Source organism: Mycetocola reblochoni REB411 (assembly GCF_900163835.1).
Lineage (GTDB): Bacteria > Actinomycetota > Actinomycetes > Actinomycetales > Microbacteriaceae > Mycetocola_B > Mycetocola_B reblochoni.
On sequence record NZ_FUKR01000058.1, the window covers coordinates 60,287 to 77,429 of the forward strand.

At 70.1% G+C, this 17,143-nt stretch carries 11 protein-coding genes; 3 read left to right on the top strand and 8 right to left on the bottom strand.

Going from position 1 to position 17,143, the window contains the following annotated elements; all coding sequences use genetic code 11:
- Positions 1–7: 7 nt before the first annotated feature.
- From FM119_RS10710 to FM119_RS10720, 3 genes are read right to left on the bottom strand one after another with little or no spacing between them, the layout of a single operon-like run.
- On the bottom strand, positions 8–997 hold the full coding sequence (locus FM119_RS10710; RefSeq protein WP_087137967.1) for a lysylphosphatidylglycerol synthase domain-containing protein: 990 nt from the start codon (positions 995–997) through the stop codon (positions 8–10).
- Positions 994–2,172: a glycosyltransferase gene (locus FM119_RS10715; protein ID WP_087137969.1), complete on the bottom strand. Its 1,179-nt coding sequence runs from the start codon at positions 2,170–2,172 to the stop codon at positions 994–996. Before FM119_RS10715 ends, FM119_RS10710 begins: the two co-directional genes overlap by 4 nt.
- Positions 2,169–3,209 (bottom strand): glycosyltransferase family 2 protein, encoded by a 1,041-nt coding sequence (locus tag FM119_RS10720; protein ID WP_087137971.1) that lies wholly within the window; start codon positions 3,207–3,209, stop codon positions 2,169–2,171. The genes FM119_RS10715 and FM119_RS10720 overlap by 4 nt, the downstream gene beginning before the upstream one ends.
- Positions 3,210–3,468: 259 nt before the next feature.
- Between FM119_RS10720 and FM119_RS10725 the strand changes: the two genes are divergently transcribed.
- Both FM119_RS10725 and FM119_RS10730 read left to right on the top strand, forming a co-directional pair.
- Positions 3,469–5,295 carry a hypothetical protein gene (locus FM119_RS10725; RefSeq protein ID WP_087137973.1) on the top strand — a complete coding sequence of 609 codons (1,827 nt, stop codon included), beginning with the start codon at positions 3,469–3,471 and terminating at the stop codon, positions 5,293–5,295.
- A 134-nt stretch (positions 5,296–5,429) separates the two neighbouring features.
- On the top strand, positions 5,430–8,372 hold the full coding sequence (locus FM119_RS10730; RefSeq protein ID WP_179205301.1) for an alpha/beta fold hydrolase: 2,943 nt from the start codon (positions 5,430–5,432) through the stop codon (positions 8,370–8,372).
- Positions 8,373–8,448: 76 nt separating this feature from the next.
- On the opposite strand, the gene FM119_RS10735 is transcribed toward FM119_RS10730, so the two are convergent.
- The gene (locus FM119_RS10735) at positions 8,449–9,744 is read right to left on the bottom strand and encodes a UDP-glucose dehydrogenase family protein (protein WP_087137977.1); all 1,296 of its coding nucleotides are present in this window, start codon (positions 9,742–9,744) and stop codon (positions 8,449–8,451) included.
- 199 nt (positions 9,745–9,943) lie between these two features.
- Here FM119_RS10735 and glf point away from each other — a divergent pair, with 199 nt between their 5' ends.
- Positions 9,944–11,122: a UDP-galactopyranose mutase gene (gene glf / locus FM119_RS10740; RefSeq protein WP_087138057.1), complete on the top strand. Its 1,179-nt coding sequence runs from the start codon at positions 9,944–9,946 to the stop codon at positions 11,120–11,122.
- Positions 11,123–11,201: 79 nt separating this feature from the next.
- On the opposite strand, the gene FM119_RS10745 is transcribed toward glf, so the two are convergent.
- The 4 genes from FM119_RS10745 to FM119_RS10760 all read right to left on the bottom strand — a co-directional run bounded on the left by FM119_RS10745 (position 11,202) and on the right by FM119_RS10760 (position 17,099).
- Entirely contained in the window at positions 11,202–13,091 is a 1,890-nt protein-coding gene (locus FM119_RS10745) for a glycosyltransferase (RefSeq protein ID WP_087137979.1), read from the bottom strand.
- 136 nt (positions 13,092–13,227) lie between these two features.
- Positions 13,228–14,517, bottom strand: a complete 1,290-nt coding sequence (locus tag FM119_RS10750) for an O-antigen ligase family protein (RefSeq protein WP_087137981.1) — start codon at positions 14,515–14,517, stop codon at positions 13,228–13,230.
- The gene (locus FM119_RS10755) at positions 14,514–15,875 is read right to left on the bottom strand and encodes an O-antigen ligase family protein (RefSeq protein ID WP_087137983.1); all 1,362 of its coding nucleotides are present in this window, start codon (positions 15,873–15,875) and stop codon (positions 14,514–14,516) included. The genes FM119_RS10750 and FM119_RS10755 overlap by 4 nt, the downstream gene beginning before the upstream one ends.
- 45 nt (positions 15,876–15,920) lie before the next feature.
- Positions 15,921–17,099: an acyl-CoA dehydrogenase family protein gene (locus FM119_RS10760; RefSeq protein WP_087137985.1), complete on the bottom strand. Its 1,179-nt coding sequence runs from the start codon at positions 17,097–17,099 to the stop codon at positions 15,921–15,923.
- Between the last annotated feature and the right edge of the window lie 44 nt (positions 17,100–17,143).

The following is a 17,143-nucleotide window of genomic DNA, read 5'->3' on the forward strand; positions in this document are numbered from 1 at the left end:
CTCTCTGTCACCGGGACGGCCTGCCGTCGTTCGGCGTCGTGGCTGGCTCGGCCGACGCGGCATCGTCTCCAGCGGCCCGCGCCGCGCGGATGCGCCGCCCGGCGATGAGACCGATGGTGGCGAGCACGACGTCGACGAGGGTGAGCAGGACGCGGCTGAGCAGCACGACGGTGAGGACGACCGGACCGGACACCCCTCCGGCGAGGGTGGCGCCGAGGACGGCCTCGCGGGCGCCCACGCCCGCGGGGGCGACGATGAACAGGAACCCGGCCGACCAGGCCAGCGCGTAGCCGGCGATGCAGAGCCAGGCGAGCTCGGGGCCCGCGGAGCCGAGGCCGGTGGCCAGGAGCCAGACCTGCAGGCCGGCGAGGGCCCAGCCGAGGAGGGCCCAGATGACGGAGACGAGCACGCCCCGCGTCGACAGCGGGGACTCCAGCGGCGGGCGCTTGGTGAGGCGGAAGACGAGGGCGACGACCCGGTTGAGCACCGGGGGGACGAGGGCGACCGCGAGCGGGACGGCGGCGACGACGAGCCAGCCCCAGGCCTGCAGCGCGGGGCTCGGCGAGAACAGGAACGCCGTGCAACCGATGGCCAGACCGCTGACGAGGGAGACGAGCACGGCGATCGCCATCGCCGTGACCGAGCGGCGGCGAGGGATCTGGTGCGCCATGCCGATCTCGGCCGCGGCGACGATGTTCCACACGCCGCCGGGGATGTACTTGCCGATCTGGCTGACGCCGAACAGCTCCGTGGCCGCCCCGATGCTGATCGGCGATCCCAGGTCGCGCAGGATCCGTCGCCACGACAGCATGGTGCACCACACGTAGGCCGCGCTGACGAGGGCCGCGAGCACGAGCAGCCACACGTTCAGCTGGGCCAGTGCGACGACGATCTCGTCCCACTGCCGCCAGACCGCCCAGACGCCGAGGCCGAGGGCCACGGCGAGGAAGAGCCACTTGATCAGGGGGGAGCGCAGCGCCCCGAGTGCGCGCTTCACGGGCGTCCCCCCGTCAGCTGCTCGAGTCGTCGGCGTAGCGGCTCGACGATGACGGCGGCGCGCACGCGGTCGGCTCCGGCGCGGCTGCGGGAACGGAGCGCGTCGAGCCGCTCGCTGTCGGTGGCGAGGGAGACGAGCTCGGCGGCGAGCGCGGAGGGGTCGGCGGGGGCGACGAGGGCGAGCGCGTCGCCGAGTGCCCTGCGCTGGGGTCCGGTGTCGCTGGTCACGACCGCGCATCCCGCGGCGAGCCCCTCGTACACCTTGTTGGGCACGACGCGGAGCGCCTTCGCGGTGTCGGCGAAGATGCCGAGGCAGACGTCGTGGGCGGCGACGAGGTCGGGCAGCTCGCGGTGGTCCACCCAGTCGATCCACTCGACACCGTCGGTGCCGTCGAGGATCGCCCGCGCCGCGTCGTAGTCCTGACCCGTGCCGACGAGCGTCGCCCGGACCGGCGCACCGGCGCCGGAGGCGATCCGGAGCGCCTCGGCGATGACCGGGGCGCCCTGGAGCGGCGTGAACAGTCCGAAGAAGATGACGCTGAGGCGACCGTCCCCTGGGTCTGCCGCCCGCCCGTCGGCGCCGTGCGCCGTTCCGGTCGGCACGGGGGAGCCGGCAGTGCTGGCCCCGTGCGCGGCACGGGCGGCCGCGTCGAACCACTCCTGACGCGCCCCGACCGGCACGACGACACCCCTGTCGGGGTCGGGCAGCAGCGCCCGGTGCTCCTCGGTGTCGACGACGACGATGTCGGCCGCGCTCGTGGCCGCACGGTCGAGCCGGTTCAGCAGGCGGACCTTCAGGCCGGTGGCGCCGCGGTCCTGGGCGGTGTCGCCGGCGAAGATCAGGTGGTCGAGCACGATCGGCACGCGACGGAACAGCCGCCGCGCCACGAGGACGTCGAAGTGGCCCATGTAGCCGACGACGACCGCGTCGACCCTGGCCCCCGTCCGGCGCAGCCGCCGGGCGTCGGCCGCCATCAGCCACCAGCAGCGGAGCATGCGCCAGCCGAAGGCCGGCAACCGCCACGGCTGGGCGAGCATCCGCACACGCTCAGCCGTGCTGAACCCGAGCGGGTGGTTGATCTCCGCGACCTCGGCACCGTGCTCCCTCAGGCCGTCGAGGATGATCCCGACGCGGGGGTGCTTGCCGGTGTCGTAGCTGCCGAAGCCGAGGATCATCGCTCGTGCTGCTCCGGCGTGCTGCCGTCGGCCGCGTCCGGCCTGGTGCCGTTCGCGGGCAGCGGCCCGGGGCCCGTGGCGTCGAGGATGAGGCGCTCCGGCGCGTACTGCAGCTGCTTGATGCGCTCCAGGCTGTCCTCGATGAGCACCCGGTTGGTCTGCTGCAGGTCGGAGATGACCAGCAGCGCCAGGGACAGCAGCGTGCCGACGAGCATCGCGCTGCCGAAGATGAGCGACTGGATGTGGTCACCGGCCACGCCCATCCAGCTGAGGATGAGGAAGCGGCCGAAGGGGATGACCGCGCCGAGGAAGAACAGCCCGGCCAGGGTGAGGAAGATCGTGTGCGGCTTGAACATGATGTAGCTGCGCATGATCGCCTGGGCCGACTTGCCCATGTGCTGGAAGATGTTGCTGAACAGGCGGGACTCGCGGGTCTTCGGGTTCGTGGTGATCGGCACCGACTCGATGCGCAGCCGCTTGTTGCCCGCCTGGATGATCGTCTCCATGCAGTAGCTGAACTGGGTGACGATGTTGAGCCGCTCCAGCGCCAGCTTCGAGTAGGCGCGGAAGCCGCTCGCAGCGTCGGGGAGCTCGGTGCCCGCCGCGAGGTTCACGACGCGGCTGCCCGCGCCCTGCATGAACTTCTTGAACGGCGAGAAGTGCGCGATCGTCTTCGTCTGACGGTCGCCGATGGCGATGTCGGCCCTGCCGGCCAGGAGCGGCTGGACGAGGTCCCCGATGCGCGACTGGGGGTACTGGTTGTCGCCGTCGGTGTTGACCACGATGTCCGCCCCGTGCTGGAGGGCGTAGTCGACGCCGTCGCGGAAGGACCGGGCCAGGCCCATGTTGCGCGCGTGGCGGACGAAGTGGGTGACGCCGTAGGACTGGGCGACCTCGATCGTGCGGTCGGTCGAGCCGTCGTCGACGACGAGGATGACGATCTCGTCGACGCCGTCGATGTGGGTCGGGATGGACTCCAGCACCGAGGGGAGGGTCTCTTCTTCGTTGAGGCAGGGGATTTGGACGAAGACGCGCATGAGCGGGGATTCACCATTTTTCTCTTGAGAAGACGGGCAATCGTCACAGCGGCGAGGCCCGAATCCGGGCTGGGCCCTGACGGCGGTGGCTCAGTCTACCCGAGCGAATCAACGACTCGGTTCGACCGGATCGGTGCCGCCGAGCGGCGACTGATGTGGCTCTGCGGGGACCCGTCCACCCCCGGCAGGTAGGGTGGCTTGGTCCGGCGCGCACCGTCGGTTCCCCCGCCCCACCTCGCCACGGAAGACCCCTGCCTCCATGACTGTCACCGCCGAGCTCGTGCCGACCAACCTCGAGGACGCCGCCGTTGTCGGCCGCTCCCGAGCACGGAGGCGTGTCTGGCCCGCGCTCGCCGTCGTCGCCGTCGTCACGGCCGCCGTCCTGCACATCCTCGTCGCGCGGAGCGCCGTGACCCCGGCGTTCCCCTACGACGAGATCACGATCTTCGCCCTGGCCAAGTACGTCGCGGGTGAGCCGGTCACTCTCGTGGCCAGTGGCGGCTACTTCCCCCTCTGGGCGTTCCTCATCGCGCCGCTGTGGTGGATCAGCTCCGACCCGGCGACCGTGTACGCGGGGGCGACCGCTATCGGCGTGGTTCTCGCCGTGGCCACGATCTGGCCGTTATCCCTGCTCGTCCGACGTGTCGGCCTGTCGCGCGCCCAGTCGGTCGCTGTGGCGGCGATCGTGATGTGCATGCCGGCGAGGACCCTCCAGGCAGACTACGCAATGAGCGAGAAGCTCCTCGTCTTTCTTCTGGTGTGGGCCGTGGTCGCCGGTTTCGCCCTGTGGGAGAGACCGACCGTGATGCGCGGGGCGGTCTTCTCCGTCGTGATCGGTCTGAGTTACTTCTCGCACGCCCGTGCCCTGCCCATCGTGATCGTCGCCGCCATCTGGTTGGTGGCGCTGCTCTGGCGCCGGTGGCGCGTCGCAGTCGTCGCTCTCATCGTCCTCGCGGCGGCGACGCTGCTCGTCTATCAGGTCTCGCACGCGCTCAACGCCGCGGTGATCGAGGGCGGCGAGTTCGCCCAGGGTGAAGGGTTCATGGACAACCTCCGCGACACCCGTCCCGGCCTGATTCTGCGCGCGCTCTTCGGCCAGGCCTGGTACCAGGTCGTCTCCAGCTTCGGGCTCGTCGTCGTCGGCGGTGTCGCTGTCGTCGCCTGGTGCTGGCGTGAGGTGCGCGAGCGGCGTCTGGGCAGGGCGTGCCTCGTGTTTGGCGTCGTCGTCGGGATGTTCCTGCTCAGCGTGCTCGCCTGGAGCTCATGGTGGAACCTGTACGCGAACCCGTGGCGTCGACTGGACGCGTGGGTGTACGGCCGGTACGTGGACCCGTTCACTCTGCTCCTGGTCGTCATCGGACTGGCCGTGATCGTCAGGGGGGTCCGCAGGGTCGTGCTGTGGTGGTCCGCCGCAATCAGCACCGTCGTGCTCGGCTTCACGCTGCTCTGGGTCGCTCCGCAGGCGCCCACGTGGGGGTACGTCACTCCCGCCCACATCCCCGGGGTGATGCCGTGGGCGGGCTTACTCCCGTCGGAGGAGTTCGCGGAGGGCACGCGGTTGCTCCCGTCGCTGGTCAACGAGAACCGGTTCTGGCTCATCGCCTCCCTGTGCGCGTGGGCGGTCGTCATCGTGACGCTGCTGTTCCGATCGCGACCGGTCGTGCCCGCGGTCGTGCTGCTTGTGGCGTTCGCGGCAGGGACGATCGCGGCGGACCCCGCGTCGGACAGCTTCCACGAGAACAACGGCAACGCCCAGAACGCGCTCAGGGCGCTGGACACTGTGGAGGAGCTGACCGGGCCGGTGCCGGAGGTCGACTTCGACCGGGAGTGCCGCGCCCCGGAGAACCGCTCGCCCGTCGCGCAGAACTACATGATGTTCTGGTTGAGCCCCCGGGCGCTCGACCTGGTTTATCCGTCGACTGATGAGTTCGACTCGGACGTCGTCTTCGCCTGTGACGATTGGCCTCTCGCGGCCGAGCTGGGCGCGCGCGCGATCGAGGGCAGCGACGGCCAGTACTTCTCCAAGCTGTGGGTCCTGCCCGGAGAGCGCCAGGACGAGCTAGAGAAGGCCGGCGTCCTGGAGTAATCAGGCGTTCCGGGGGCCGCCAGATCTTTTAACGCGCACACAACACGGGAATCTTTATGCTGATTCTCATGAATCCACAAGGCAAACGTGTGCGTCCCCCGATGTTGGGTGGGCTCAGACTTCCCGTGGTCCTCGTGACCAGCGTCGCGCTGACGCTCACCCCGGCGGCCGCGCTGGCTGCGACCCCCGCGCCGACGCCCGTTCCGATGGTCTCCGCCGATCCGACGCCGGGCCAGCCGGACACGGCAACGGAGCCGTCGTCCGATGCGTCGGTGCCTGCGACGGTCCAGCCGCCGGTCATCGCTGTGACCGGCGATGGAATCCTGGAGTCAGGGCGAGACCTGGGGGTCCGGGTCACGGTGACCGCGGAGGAGGGCACGCCGCTGCGACTTCTCGTGCAGCGGGAGCAGGACTCCTCACCCGTGGACGCGACTCGGACGGACGTCACCGTCGACGCCTCGGGCGAAGCCGAGGTGGTCCTGGACGGCTCGACGCTGAGCGCAGGCCAGTATCGCGTCGTCGATGAGCTGAGCACCATCCGCGGTGACGCGTTCACGGTCGCCGACGCGCCGGAGGCGCCGTCAGAGCCAGCCCCCGAACAGCATGGCGAGGCGTCGGAAGCACCCGACGAGACCGTCGACGTCCCGCTCGACGAGTACTACCCCCAGTTGGCCAAGGACCTGTTCGACACGGATGGCGACGGGATCTACCGCATCGGAGCCCCCGCCGCAGGGGGAAGCGCCACGGGTGTCGTCCCCGCCGGTCTTGACGACTACTACGCGCAGGCCGCCGACTTCACCGCGGAGAAGTGTGACCGTCTCGGGCTGCCGACGGCCGCCTACGAGCGGCTGGTCGGCACGACGCTGCGTTGCGGCTACGTCATCTCGCCGATCGACGACGAACACCCCTCGGCGGGCAATGTCGCCGTCGCGACGATGGTCGCCGACCACACCGGCGACGAGAAGAAGGGGTCCATTTTGTGGAACCCGGGCGGGCCGGGCGGGTCCGGTCTGACCCTCGCCGTCGCCGGGGCGCTGTATGAGCCGGAACTGCTCGAGCACTACGACCTCATCGGCTTCGACCCGAGGGGGACGGGCTCATCCATGCCGTACTCGCAGTGCTCCACCGACGAGATGCTCGACGAGGACAGGGCCGCCAACTCGTACGGACTCCCTCTGAGCGAGGCCGAGGAGGATCTCAATGCGCGGGCCGAGCGTTTCGCGGACGACTGCTTCGCCAACACCGCGGCGCTGTTCGACCTGGACGGAGACGGCAGTGCCGACGACGCGGACCAGCGCGCCCAGCAGGAACGGCTGATCGAGAACCTCGGCACCTGGGACGCGGTCGGTGACGTCGACGTGATCCGCTCCGTGGCGGGCGACCAGAAGCTCAGTTTCGTCGGCTTCTCCTACGGGACCCGTCTCGGCTACGTCTTCAGCCAGAAGTTCGGCGGGAGCGTCGGCCGTCTCGTGCTCGACGGGGCCGTGGACCCAGGGAACGTCGACAGCGCGAGCATCGACGCGATGCGGTCGATCAACCGGGCAGTCGGTGCGGACGATCCCGACCCGGCGGAGGAGGCCGCTGAGTCGAACATCGCCCAGGGGGCCGGCTTCCAGGGCACCTTCGAGCAGTTCGCGCTCGACTGCTCGGCTCGGGGTGCTCGGGGCCTCACCTGGGGTGAGGCCTATCCTGACCTGGCCGAGGAGGAGATCGGCTCGACGGCGTTCACCTGCCCGCTCGGTGACGGTGTGACCGATAAGGCAGCCCTCACCGCGGCGAACCAGGAAATCCTGCGCACACTCGAACGGGGCGCGCTTCCGACCGGCCAGCCGGGCGACGAGCGCCTGGTCAGCTTCGCAGATGCCCGGACCGGCGTCTTCCAGGCGTTGTACTCGGAGACACTCTGGTCGAGTCTCGCGCAGGGACTCGCGGAGCTGAAGGAGGGACGGACCGCCGGCGGCCTGATGATCCTGGCCGATCAGTACAACGACCGCGACAGCGAGACCGGGCACTATGCTCCGATGCTGCAGGCCTTCACCACCATCAGGTGCACGGACGAGAACAGCAACGGTTCCCTGCCGGACATTGAGAAGGTCCGCTCGTTCGCTGAGCGCTACGACGAGGCCGCGCCCTTCCAGGCTGCGTCGATCTCGCCCGGTGTCTACGACTACTGCGACTTCTGGAGGTTCGTCGGCACCTTGCCCGATGCCGAGGAGCTGACCGCGGTACCGAACATCCTCGTGGTGTCCACCTCGCACGACTCCGCGACGCCGTACGCGTCGGGAGTGAAGCTCGCCAGGCTTATCGACGGCACCCTGTTGTCGGTCTCGGGCGCCTCGCACACGTCCTACATGTCCGGCGACGAGGAGAAGGCGTGCGTCGATTCCACAGTCAACGACTTCCTCATCGACGGCGTGGTTCCGGACGACGGGGACTTCGGCCCTGCGCTGGCGGAGCAGGACACCGCGGTGGACGACACGGGGGAGACGGTGACGTTCGACACCCGCTGCAAGGTGGAGACGTTCCGGTCGGCGGAGTTCGCGCTCTCGGCTGACACCGCCCACGCCGGGGAGCGGATCGGCTTCCTCGCCGCCCACCTCGTCGATGACGTGGGCTTCGAGATCGCCGTCGACGGGGAGAGCCTGGCGTCCGGTCGTACTGACAACGGCGGGAATGCAGGAGGACAGTTCACACTCCCCTCCGATATCGCGCCGGGCCGCTATGCTGTCGAGTTCCGCAGCGGAGGGTCCGCGACCCTGGCGTCCTCGGCCGGCTCGTCCGCCGGACGCTTCGCCACGGCACGGTCGGCCGCCGCCGGCGAGGTGATCGCGACCGCAGAGTTGACGATCCTCGCCGACGACGTCCCGAAGACCGACGACGGTGACGACGCACCCGCCTCGCAGGGCCCGGCCGGCGGAGCTGCTGACGACGGCGATGGATCGTCGTTGAGCGCTTCCGCCGCGGGCTCGCTCGCGCGAAGCGGGACGGATGCGAACGTCGGGCTCCTGCTCGCTGTGGTGCTCGTTCTCGTGGGCGGCACGCTGCTCATCCGCAGGCGGAGGACCGCGGAGGGCTAGCAGCCCCTCGCCCACGAGACGAAGGCGGGGCGGTCGATGTGTCGACCGACCCGCCTTCGCGGTTCTGTACGGCGGGTCAGGGACGACCGAGGCCGTGGAACTCCCAGCCGGCCGCGCGCCACGCGGAGGGGTCGAGCACGTTGCGGGCATCCACGATCACGGGGCGCGCGACGCGGGCGGCGGTGTCGGTCGCGTCGAGCTCGCGGAACTGCCGCCACTCGGTGGCGACGACGACGGCCTCGGCCCCGGCCAGTGCCTCCTCCGCCGAGGAGACGTAGTCCAGCTCGGGCGCCACCCGGCGGGACGACTCCACGGCCTCCGGGTCGTAGCCGGCCACGGTCGCGCCCGCGGCGGACAGGGCGCGGGCGATGTCGAGGGCGGGGGAGTCGCGGACGTCGTCGCTCTCCGGCTTGAACGCCAGTCCGAGCACGGCCACGCGGCGCCCGGACACGTCGCCGCCGAAAGACTCGGCGACGAGGTCGACGACGCGGGCGCGACGGCGCAGGTTGATCGCGTCGATCTCGGCGAGGAACGCCACCGACTCGCCGCGGCCGAGCTCCTCGGCACGGGCGGCGAAGGCACGGATGTCCTTGGGCAGGCAGCCCCCGCCGAAGCCGATCCCCGCGTTGAGGAAGCGGCGGCCGATGCGGTTGTCGTGGCCGATGGCGTCGGCGAGCTGCGTGACGTCGGCTCCGGTGACCTCGGCGATCTCGGCCATTGCGTTGATGAAGGAGATCTTCGTCGCCAGGAACGCGTTCGCCGCGGTCTTCACCAGCTCGGCGGTCGCGTAGTCGGTGACGACCAGGGGGGTGCCCGCGCCGATCGCCCTGGCGTAGACGGAGTCGAGGATCTCCCTGGCGCGCTCGCTCACGACGCCGTAGACGAGGCGGTCGGGCTCGATCGTGTCCTTGACCGCGAAGCCCTCGCGCAGGAACTCGGGGTTCCAGGCCAGCTCGGCGCCGGTCGGGGCGATGCGCTCCTGCAGCCGCGCGGCGGTGCCGACGGGGACCGTCGACTTGCCGACCACGAGGTCGCCCGGTTTGAGGATGGGCAGCAGCGAGTCGACGGCGGCGTCGACGAAGCGGAGGTCCGCGCTGTTGCCGTCCGCGCTCTGCGGCGTCCCGACGGCGATGAAGTGGACGACGGCCTCAGCTGCGTCTGTCACGTCGGTGGAGAACCGCAGGGCGCCGCTCGCGTGCGTCCGGGTCAGCAGCTCCGGCAGCCCGGGCTCGTAGATCGGCGAGCGGCCGGCGGCGAGCGCGTCGATCTTGGCCTGGTCGACATCGATCCCGACGACGTCGTGGCCGAGAGAGGCCATCGCTGCTGCGTGCACGGCACCGAGGTAGCCGCATCCGATGACGGACAGTTTCATGGTGGTGTTCCTCAGGATCGGTCGAGCTGCCCGGACCGGGCGGCGTTGTTCGGCGTACACCTTATCGTGCGAGGGTTGACGTCCGGTTGCCCCGTCCTTCCGGTCGGCGATGCCCGGCATCGTCGCCGGGGCGGAGTGTTTCACCCGTCGGGCTAGACTGTGCCCCGTTGTGCCGTCGAACGAAGTGGAGCATATGCAGATGAACGCCGATCTGATCGTCGTCGGGTCCGGATTCTTCGGACTGACGATCGCCGAGCGGGCCGCGAACGAGCTGGGGCTGAAGGTCCTCGTCGTCGACCGCCGGGACCACATCGGCGGTAACGCCTACAGCGAGGCCGACCCCGAGACGGGAATCGAGGTGCACCGTTACGGCGCGCACCTGTTCCACACCTCGGTCGAGTCGGTCTGGCAGTACGTCAACCGCTTCACCTCGTTCACCAACTACCAGCACAAGGTCTATACCAACCACAAGGGTGTGGTGTACCCGCTGCCGATCAACCTCGGCACCATCAACCAGTTCTTCGGCGCCGCCTACGGCCCCGACGAGGCGCGCGCTCTCATCGCGTCCCAGGCGGGGGAGTTCAACGTCTCCGACGCCCGGAACCTGGAGGAGAAGGGCATCGCCCTCATCGGCCGACCGCTGTACGAGGCGTTCATCCGCGACTACACGGCCAAGCAGTGGCAGACCGACCCGACCGAGCTGCCCGCGGAGGTCATCTCGCGGCTGCCCGTCCGGTACACCTACGACAACCGCTACTTCAACGACACCTACGAGGGTCTGCCGGTCAAGGGCTACACGAACTGGCTCGAGAACATGGCGGACCACCCCAACATCGAGGTGAAGCTCGGTGTCGACTTCTTCGACGAGAGCCAGCCGATCAACAAGAAGGCCGTCGTCGGGCAGGTCCCCATCGTCTACACGGGCGCGATCGACCGCTACTTCGACTACGCGGAGGGCGAGCTCAGCTGGCGCACCCTCGACTTCGAGCGTGAGGTCCTGCCGATCGGCGACTTCCAGGGCACCTCGGTGATGAACTACGCGGACAGGGACGTGCCGTACACGCGCATCCACGAGTTCAGGCACTTCCACCCCGAGCGCAGGGAGTACCCGACGGACAAGACGATCATCATGCGGGAGTTCTCGCGCTTCGCCACGCGCGAGGACGAGCCGTACTACCCGGTCAACACCCCCGGCGACCGCGACGGTCTGCTCGCCTACCGCGGCCTGCAGGACGGCGAGAAGAACGTGTTCTTCGGCGGACGACTGGGAACGTACAAGTACCTGGACATGCACATGGCGATCGGTTCGGCGCTGAGCATGTTCCGGAACAAGCTCTCGCCGCTGTTCGGCGGGCCGGAGGGCGACGGCGAGGAGTAGCCTCCCGCCCGCCCCGCGCACGCGAACGCCCCGCCACGATCCGTGGCGGGGCGTTCGGCGTTCGCGCGGGGCGGGCGGCCTACTGCTCGAAGGTGGTCTTCCACGCCTCCTGCGAGGTGAACTCGGGAAGCGCACGGCGGTACTGCTCGGCCAGGGCGTCCCAGTTGCGTTCGAGCTCGCGGTGCAGCCGCAGGCTCTCCTTGAGCAGCGCGCGGAACTCCGAGCGGTCCCTGCGGTACCAGGACGAGCCGCGGCCGTCCGCGGTGGAGATGAGCGCGCTGTCGAAGCCGGGCACGCGCCACCAGGTGGCGTCACGCTTGGCGAGCTCCACCTGCGGCTGGCTCTGGTCCGCGGGGGAGGTGAGCCAGTGGCGGGCCGCCGCCTTCGCCGTGAACACCGCGAGCGATGCGCCCGCGGGCGACGGCTCGGTGTGCAGCGGGTAGCTCCGGCGCCCCTCACGGGTGGGAGGGACGTCGCTGTCGGCGGTGTACACCGACGTCTCCGAGAAGTCGGCCGCCTGCGCGCGAAGCTCCGGCAGCTTCGTGCCCATCGTGCGGTGCAGGTGCTCCGGGCCGGTGAGCAGGTCACGGATCGCCTCGTTGCGCAGCTCGACGGCGTAGTACTGCATGCTCAGCAGGTGCTTGAGGCTGATGCGGCTGCTGTTGCTCAGCAGGCGACCGCCCTTGCTGTAGGGGGAGTGCAGCAGCCCGGCGACGAGGCGGTTGCGGGCGTGGTAGTAGGCCTGCCAGTCCTGCGAGTCGTCCTTGTCGATCCAGGAGATGTGCCAGAGGGCGCTGCCGGGCAGCGACACGGTGCGGTAGCCGCGCGACCGGGCGCGGAGGCCGTACTCGGAGTCGTCCCACTTGATGAACACGGGGATGCTCAGGCCGATGTCGCGGATCACCTCGACGGGGATCATGCACATCCACCAGCCGTTGTAGTCGGCGTCCATGCGGGCGTGCATCCACGGGGTCTGCCGCAGGTTGGACACGCGGAAGTCGTGGCGGATCTGCTCGTCGAAGCCGGGACGCCAGAGGAAGGGGTGCAGGTCGATGTTCTCGGAGAAGGCGTGCAGGATCGGCTTGTCCAGCAGGTCGAACATGTGGCCGCCGACGATGGTGGGGCGGCTGCTGAAGCGGGAGAACTGGATCGAGCGGAAGATGCCCTCCGGCTCGACCTCGACGTCGTCGTCGAGGAGCAGGACGAAGCCGCTCGTTCCCGCGTCGAGAGTCTCCGACATCGAGCGGGAGAAGCCGCCCGAGCCGCCGAGGTTGGCCTGGTTGATGACGGTCAGCTTGTCGCCGAGCGCCTCAGCGACGGCGGGGAACTCCTCGCGGTCCTGCACCTTCGTGGTGCCCTGGTCGACGACGTAGATCGTGTCGATGTCGGTGAGGAGCGCGGTCTCCTTCGCCAGCGCCGCCAGGTTCCTGACGCAGTAGTCGGGCTTGTTCATCGTCGTGATGCCGATGGAGGCGTTCGCCGTCGTGCGCGGGGTCGCGTCGGTCGACCAGGAGCCCGAGCGGATGATCAGCTCCTCGGACCCGGCGACCGCGTCGAACCAGTACCAGCCGCCGTCGGTGAAGTTGGTCACCGGCAGGCTGAATCGGACGGTGTCGCCGCCGCTGACGTCGCGCGACTCGACGCGCTGGGCGACGCCGTTGGCGTTGGAGCGATACACGAGCACCGTTCCGCTCCCCTCCGTGCTCAGCTCGAGCGTGACCTCGCGGACCGTCGTCCAGTGCTGCCAGTAGGAGGCGGGGAAGGCGTTGAAGTAGCTGGCGAACGACACCCGACGTCCGGGGCGGACACGGGCGCTGGAGCGGTCGAGGACGTCGTCGACGTGCGCGAAGTCGCTGACCCGCACGGTCTCGTGCCCGACGGTTGTCCAGGTCTCCGCATCCAGATAGAGGGGGAGGATGTCCGGGTCTCTGTCGAGGGGGAAGACGAGGTTCTGGACGACGAGCGACATGGCGGGGTGATCTCCGGACGGCTGCTGGACGGGTGGTGGGACGGGCACGAGCATAGCCGCTGCACATGTCCTGCCGGTGAACGCGCGGTTCGTCACCGCCCGCCGTGGGGCGCTCGCATCGGATGCGCCTGCCGGCTCAGTCGAGCGCCGGCGCTCCCCGCGAGGCGGGGACGCCCTGACGCTGCCGGTTGGAGGCCTGGACGGCGCAGAGCACCAGCAGGAACCACCCCGCGTCCAGCAGGATGAAGCTCTCCGCCAGGGAGCTGGTCCACAGCAGCACCAGGATCAGGGCGGGCCAGACGACGCTGACCGTCCGGCGCGCGGAGGCGAGCAACCAGGACCGGCCGAGCGCGAGCAGGGCGAAGCCGGCCACGAGCGCGAGCCCGACGGCGCCCAGCTGCAGGGTGACGTCGAACCAGGCGTTCAGCGCCGTCCCATGGGCGCCGCGCACCGAGATGTTGATTCCGACGAACGGCGCCCTCCCACCGATCCACTCGCCGGCCCAGCCCCAGCCGGTGGTCGGCTCGATCCGGATCGCCCGTGCGATCGCGGTCCACAGCTGGGACCGCGTGTCCATCTCGGCCGCGGCGTCGAGCAGAGACACCAGCCGGTGCCGGAACACCCACGACAGCACCGTCGCGAGCGCGAGCACCGTCGCCAGCGTCCACTGGATGCGCGGCCTGACGGCGGCGGGGGCGCGCCTGATGAGGGCGATCGCCCCGGCGGCGACCGCGAGGGCCAGCGTCATCACCATCGTCACCGGTGACTGGCTGAGCACGATCATTCCCGAGGCCAGGAGGATCGAGGCGACGACCCGGCCGCGGGGCACGCTCCGCGTCACCCCCTCGATGGCGAAGGTCACGAGCGCGATGAGCGCGACGAAGCCGAGCAGGTTCCTGGTGAGGAACAGGCCCTGGATCGGCCCGCCGTCCCCGATGTCGCCCTGGATGCCGAGGGCGAGGAACGGGACGTGGAAGACGAGCCCGGACAGCAGCTCCAGGGCGAGCGACACCCCCAGCAGCGCGCGCAGCACGTCGCCGACGGCGCGGATGATCTGGATCAGGTCGCGGAGCAGACCGATGATGACGGCCAGTGCCGTGATGGTGATCTGCTCGGTCACCGCCAGCAGGGTCGGGCCGCGGTAGTCGCTCCAGAGCAGCGATGCCGCCATCCACGCCAGGACGAACACGACGGTCAGCGGAATCCGGATGGGCCGGTCGATGCGTTCGTGGGACGCGCTCAGCACGACGAGCGCGACCGCGAGCAACGCCAGCAGGCCCCCGACGACGACGGCGTGCCCGACCGTGGCCCGCAGCAGCGGCGCGACGAACACGAAGCCGACCGCGGTGGTGGTCAGCGCCTTGGCCGCGCTCACCTGGCCGGCCGCGCGGTAGAGGACGGCGAGGGCGCCGGGGGGCGTGCTCATCCGGCCGGCACGGCCCGGGCGGCCGCCGCCCCGGTGTCGGGCACGATCTGCGGGGTGGTGGAGGTCTTGACGGCGACAAGGGTGAAAAGGACCCAGCCGGACTCGATGAGCACGCGGCTCTCCATGAGCGACTGCACGACGAGCACCACGACGATGAGCAGCGGCAGCAGCGCCAGCGGGCTGAACGACAGCGCCTGCGTCGCCCCGGTCCGCGGCTGGTCGACCGCGCGGAACCAGCTCCGGCCGACCGCGCCGACCACCAGGCAGGCGAACAGCACCACGCCGATCGCCCCGAGCTGCATCCAGACGTCCAGCCACGCGTTGTGCGCCTGCAGTTGCAGCACCTCGTTGCGCACGACGAGCGTGTCGAAGGGCTCGGCCCAGGGCACCCAGGGGCTGGCGAAGCCGTTGCCGATGATCGGGTGGCGTTCGGCCTGGCCGATGACGGCCTCCCAGATGCTGAGCCGTCCCGTCAGATCGCTGGACTTGCCGAACACCGCCAGGACGAGCGGCCACAGCGCGGCCACGGCGGCGAGGGCGGCGAGCGTCGCCGCCGCGCTCAGAAGGGTCCGCCTGCCCCTGGCGCGGTGGTCCGGCGCGCTCCTGACCCAGAGCGCGAACCCGAGGACGGCGGCCGCCGCGGCCGCCGCGATGACGACCGTGCTCGACCGGGTCATGACGAACACGAGAGCGGACAGGCCGACGAGGAACCACAGCCCCGGACGTCTGCCCTCCTGGGCCAAGCGGATGCCGGCGACGATGAGACCGAGCAGCGCGATCATGCCGAGCAGATTGGAGTTGCCGGGGAGTCCCTGGATCCTGTCGCCGGTGAACAGCAGGTTCCGCGACCACATCGACATCGGCGTCGCGGTCTCGGGGTCGCCCACGAAGCCGGCGGGGAACACGGGAGCCCGGACGACGAGCGACACCCAGAGCTCGAACAGCAGCGAGCCGACGAGCAGGGTCGCGGTCGCCCGGGAGAGCGCCCTGAGGATCTCCGACCAGCTCAGCAGCAGGGCCAGGTACAGGCCGACGGCGGTCGCCAGGAGCAGCCCGACCAGCGTCACGGCGCTCGCCGCAGGATAGGCCGACCAGATCAGCGACAGCACGGCGAGGCCGAGGTATGCCACCAGCGACCGCGGGACCGCGCCGATCCGCAGCGTCGGCCGGGCACGGATGAGGGCGATCGCGACCACGAGACCCGCCACCCCTGTGACGACGAGCGCCGGCACGACGCCGAGCGCGTTCCTCAGCGCGTCGCCGCCGAGGGCGACGATGAGGGCCCCGGCGGCGATCGCCCTGACGATCTGGCGGGGGGTGGACTGGTCGAGGGGGACGGGAACGCTCGACGTGGTCATGACCTCAAGGGTAGCCGGAGCGTGTCGCGGGTCGACGGCATCCGCTCAGACGAACGCGGCGTGGCCGGTGACGGCGCGTCCCACGATGAGGGCGTTCATCTCTCTGGTGCCCTCGTAGGAGTAGAGCGCCTCGGCGTCGGCGAAGTGCCGGGCGGCGCCGTAGTCCAGGACGATGCCGTTGCCGCCCATGATCTCCCTCGCCCACGCGACGGTCTCGCGCATCCGGCTGGTGCAGAAGGACTTCGCCAGCGCCGAGTGCTCGTCGCGCTGGACCCCGTCGTCGAGCATCTGCGATACCCGGACGCACAGCGCGATACTCGCGGTGATGTTCCCCAGGCAGCGTGCGAGGAGGTCTTGGATCAGCTGGTGCGCGGCGATGGGCTTGCCGAACTGGACCCGCTCCGTCGCGTACGCCAGGGCCGCCTCGTAGGCACCGATGGCCACCCCGACGCTCGACCAGGCGACACCGGCCCGCGTCAGCCGGAGCACCCTGGCGGTGTCCGCGAAGCTGCGCGCGCGGGTGAGGCGGAGGTGGTCGCCGACACGCACGTCGTTGAGGGTGATGTCGGCGTTCTGGACCATGCGCAGACTGATCTTGTTGCCGATCGCCGTGGCCGTGTAGCCGTCCGCGTCGGTCGGGACGATGAAGCCGATGACCTGGCCGTCCTCGCTGTCCTTCGCCCAGATCACGGTGATGTCGCTGAACGTCGCGTTTCCGATCCATCGTTTGCTGCCGGAGAGGACCCACTCGTCGCCGTCGCGCGTCGCGGTCGTCCGCAGGCCCCGCGCGCTGTCGCTTCCGGAGAGCGGCTCGGTCAGGCCGAACGCGCCGATGATCTCGCCCCTGGCCATGCGCGGCAGCCAGTCGGCGCGCTGCTCGGGGGAGCCGCACTCCCCGATCGCCCCCATCGCCAGGCCCTCCTGGACTCCGATGAAGGTCGAGATCGAGGCGTCGACGCGGCTCATCTCCAGCGACGCGAAGCCGCGGAAGACGGCGGAGTACTCGGTGTCCCTCGTCTCCGGCCAGGTCCAGGAGGCGACGCCGGTGTCGAGCAGCGGACGGATGATCTGGTGGGGGAACTCGGCCCGCTCCCAGTACCGGTCGGCGATGGGCGCGATCTCGGACTCCATGAACCCGCGGAGCCGGCTGAGGGCGTCGAGCTCATGGGGGGCGAGGGCGTTCTCGAAACCGTAGAAGTCGCTCGTCAAAGGGTCAAACGTCACTGTTCTTCTCCCGTGTTGTCGCCGAGTCTCGTGGCGCGGCGGTC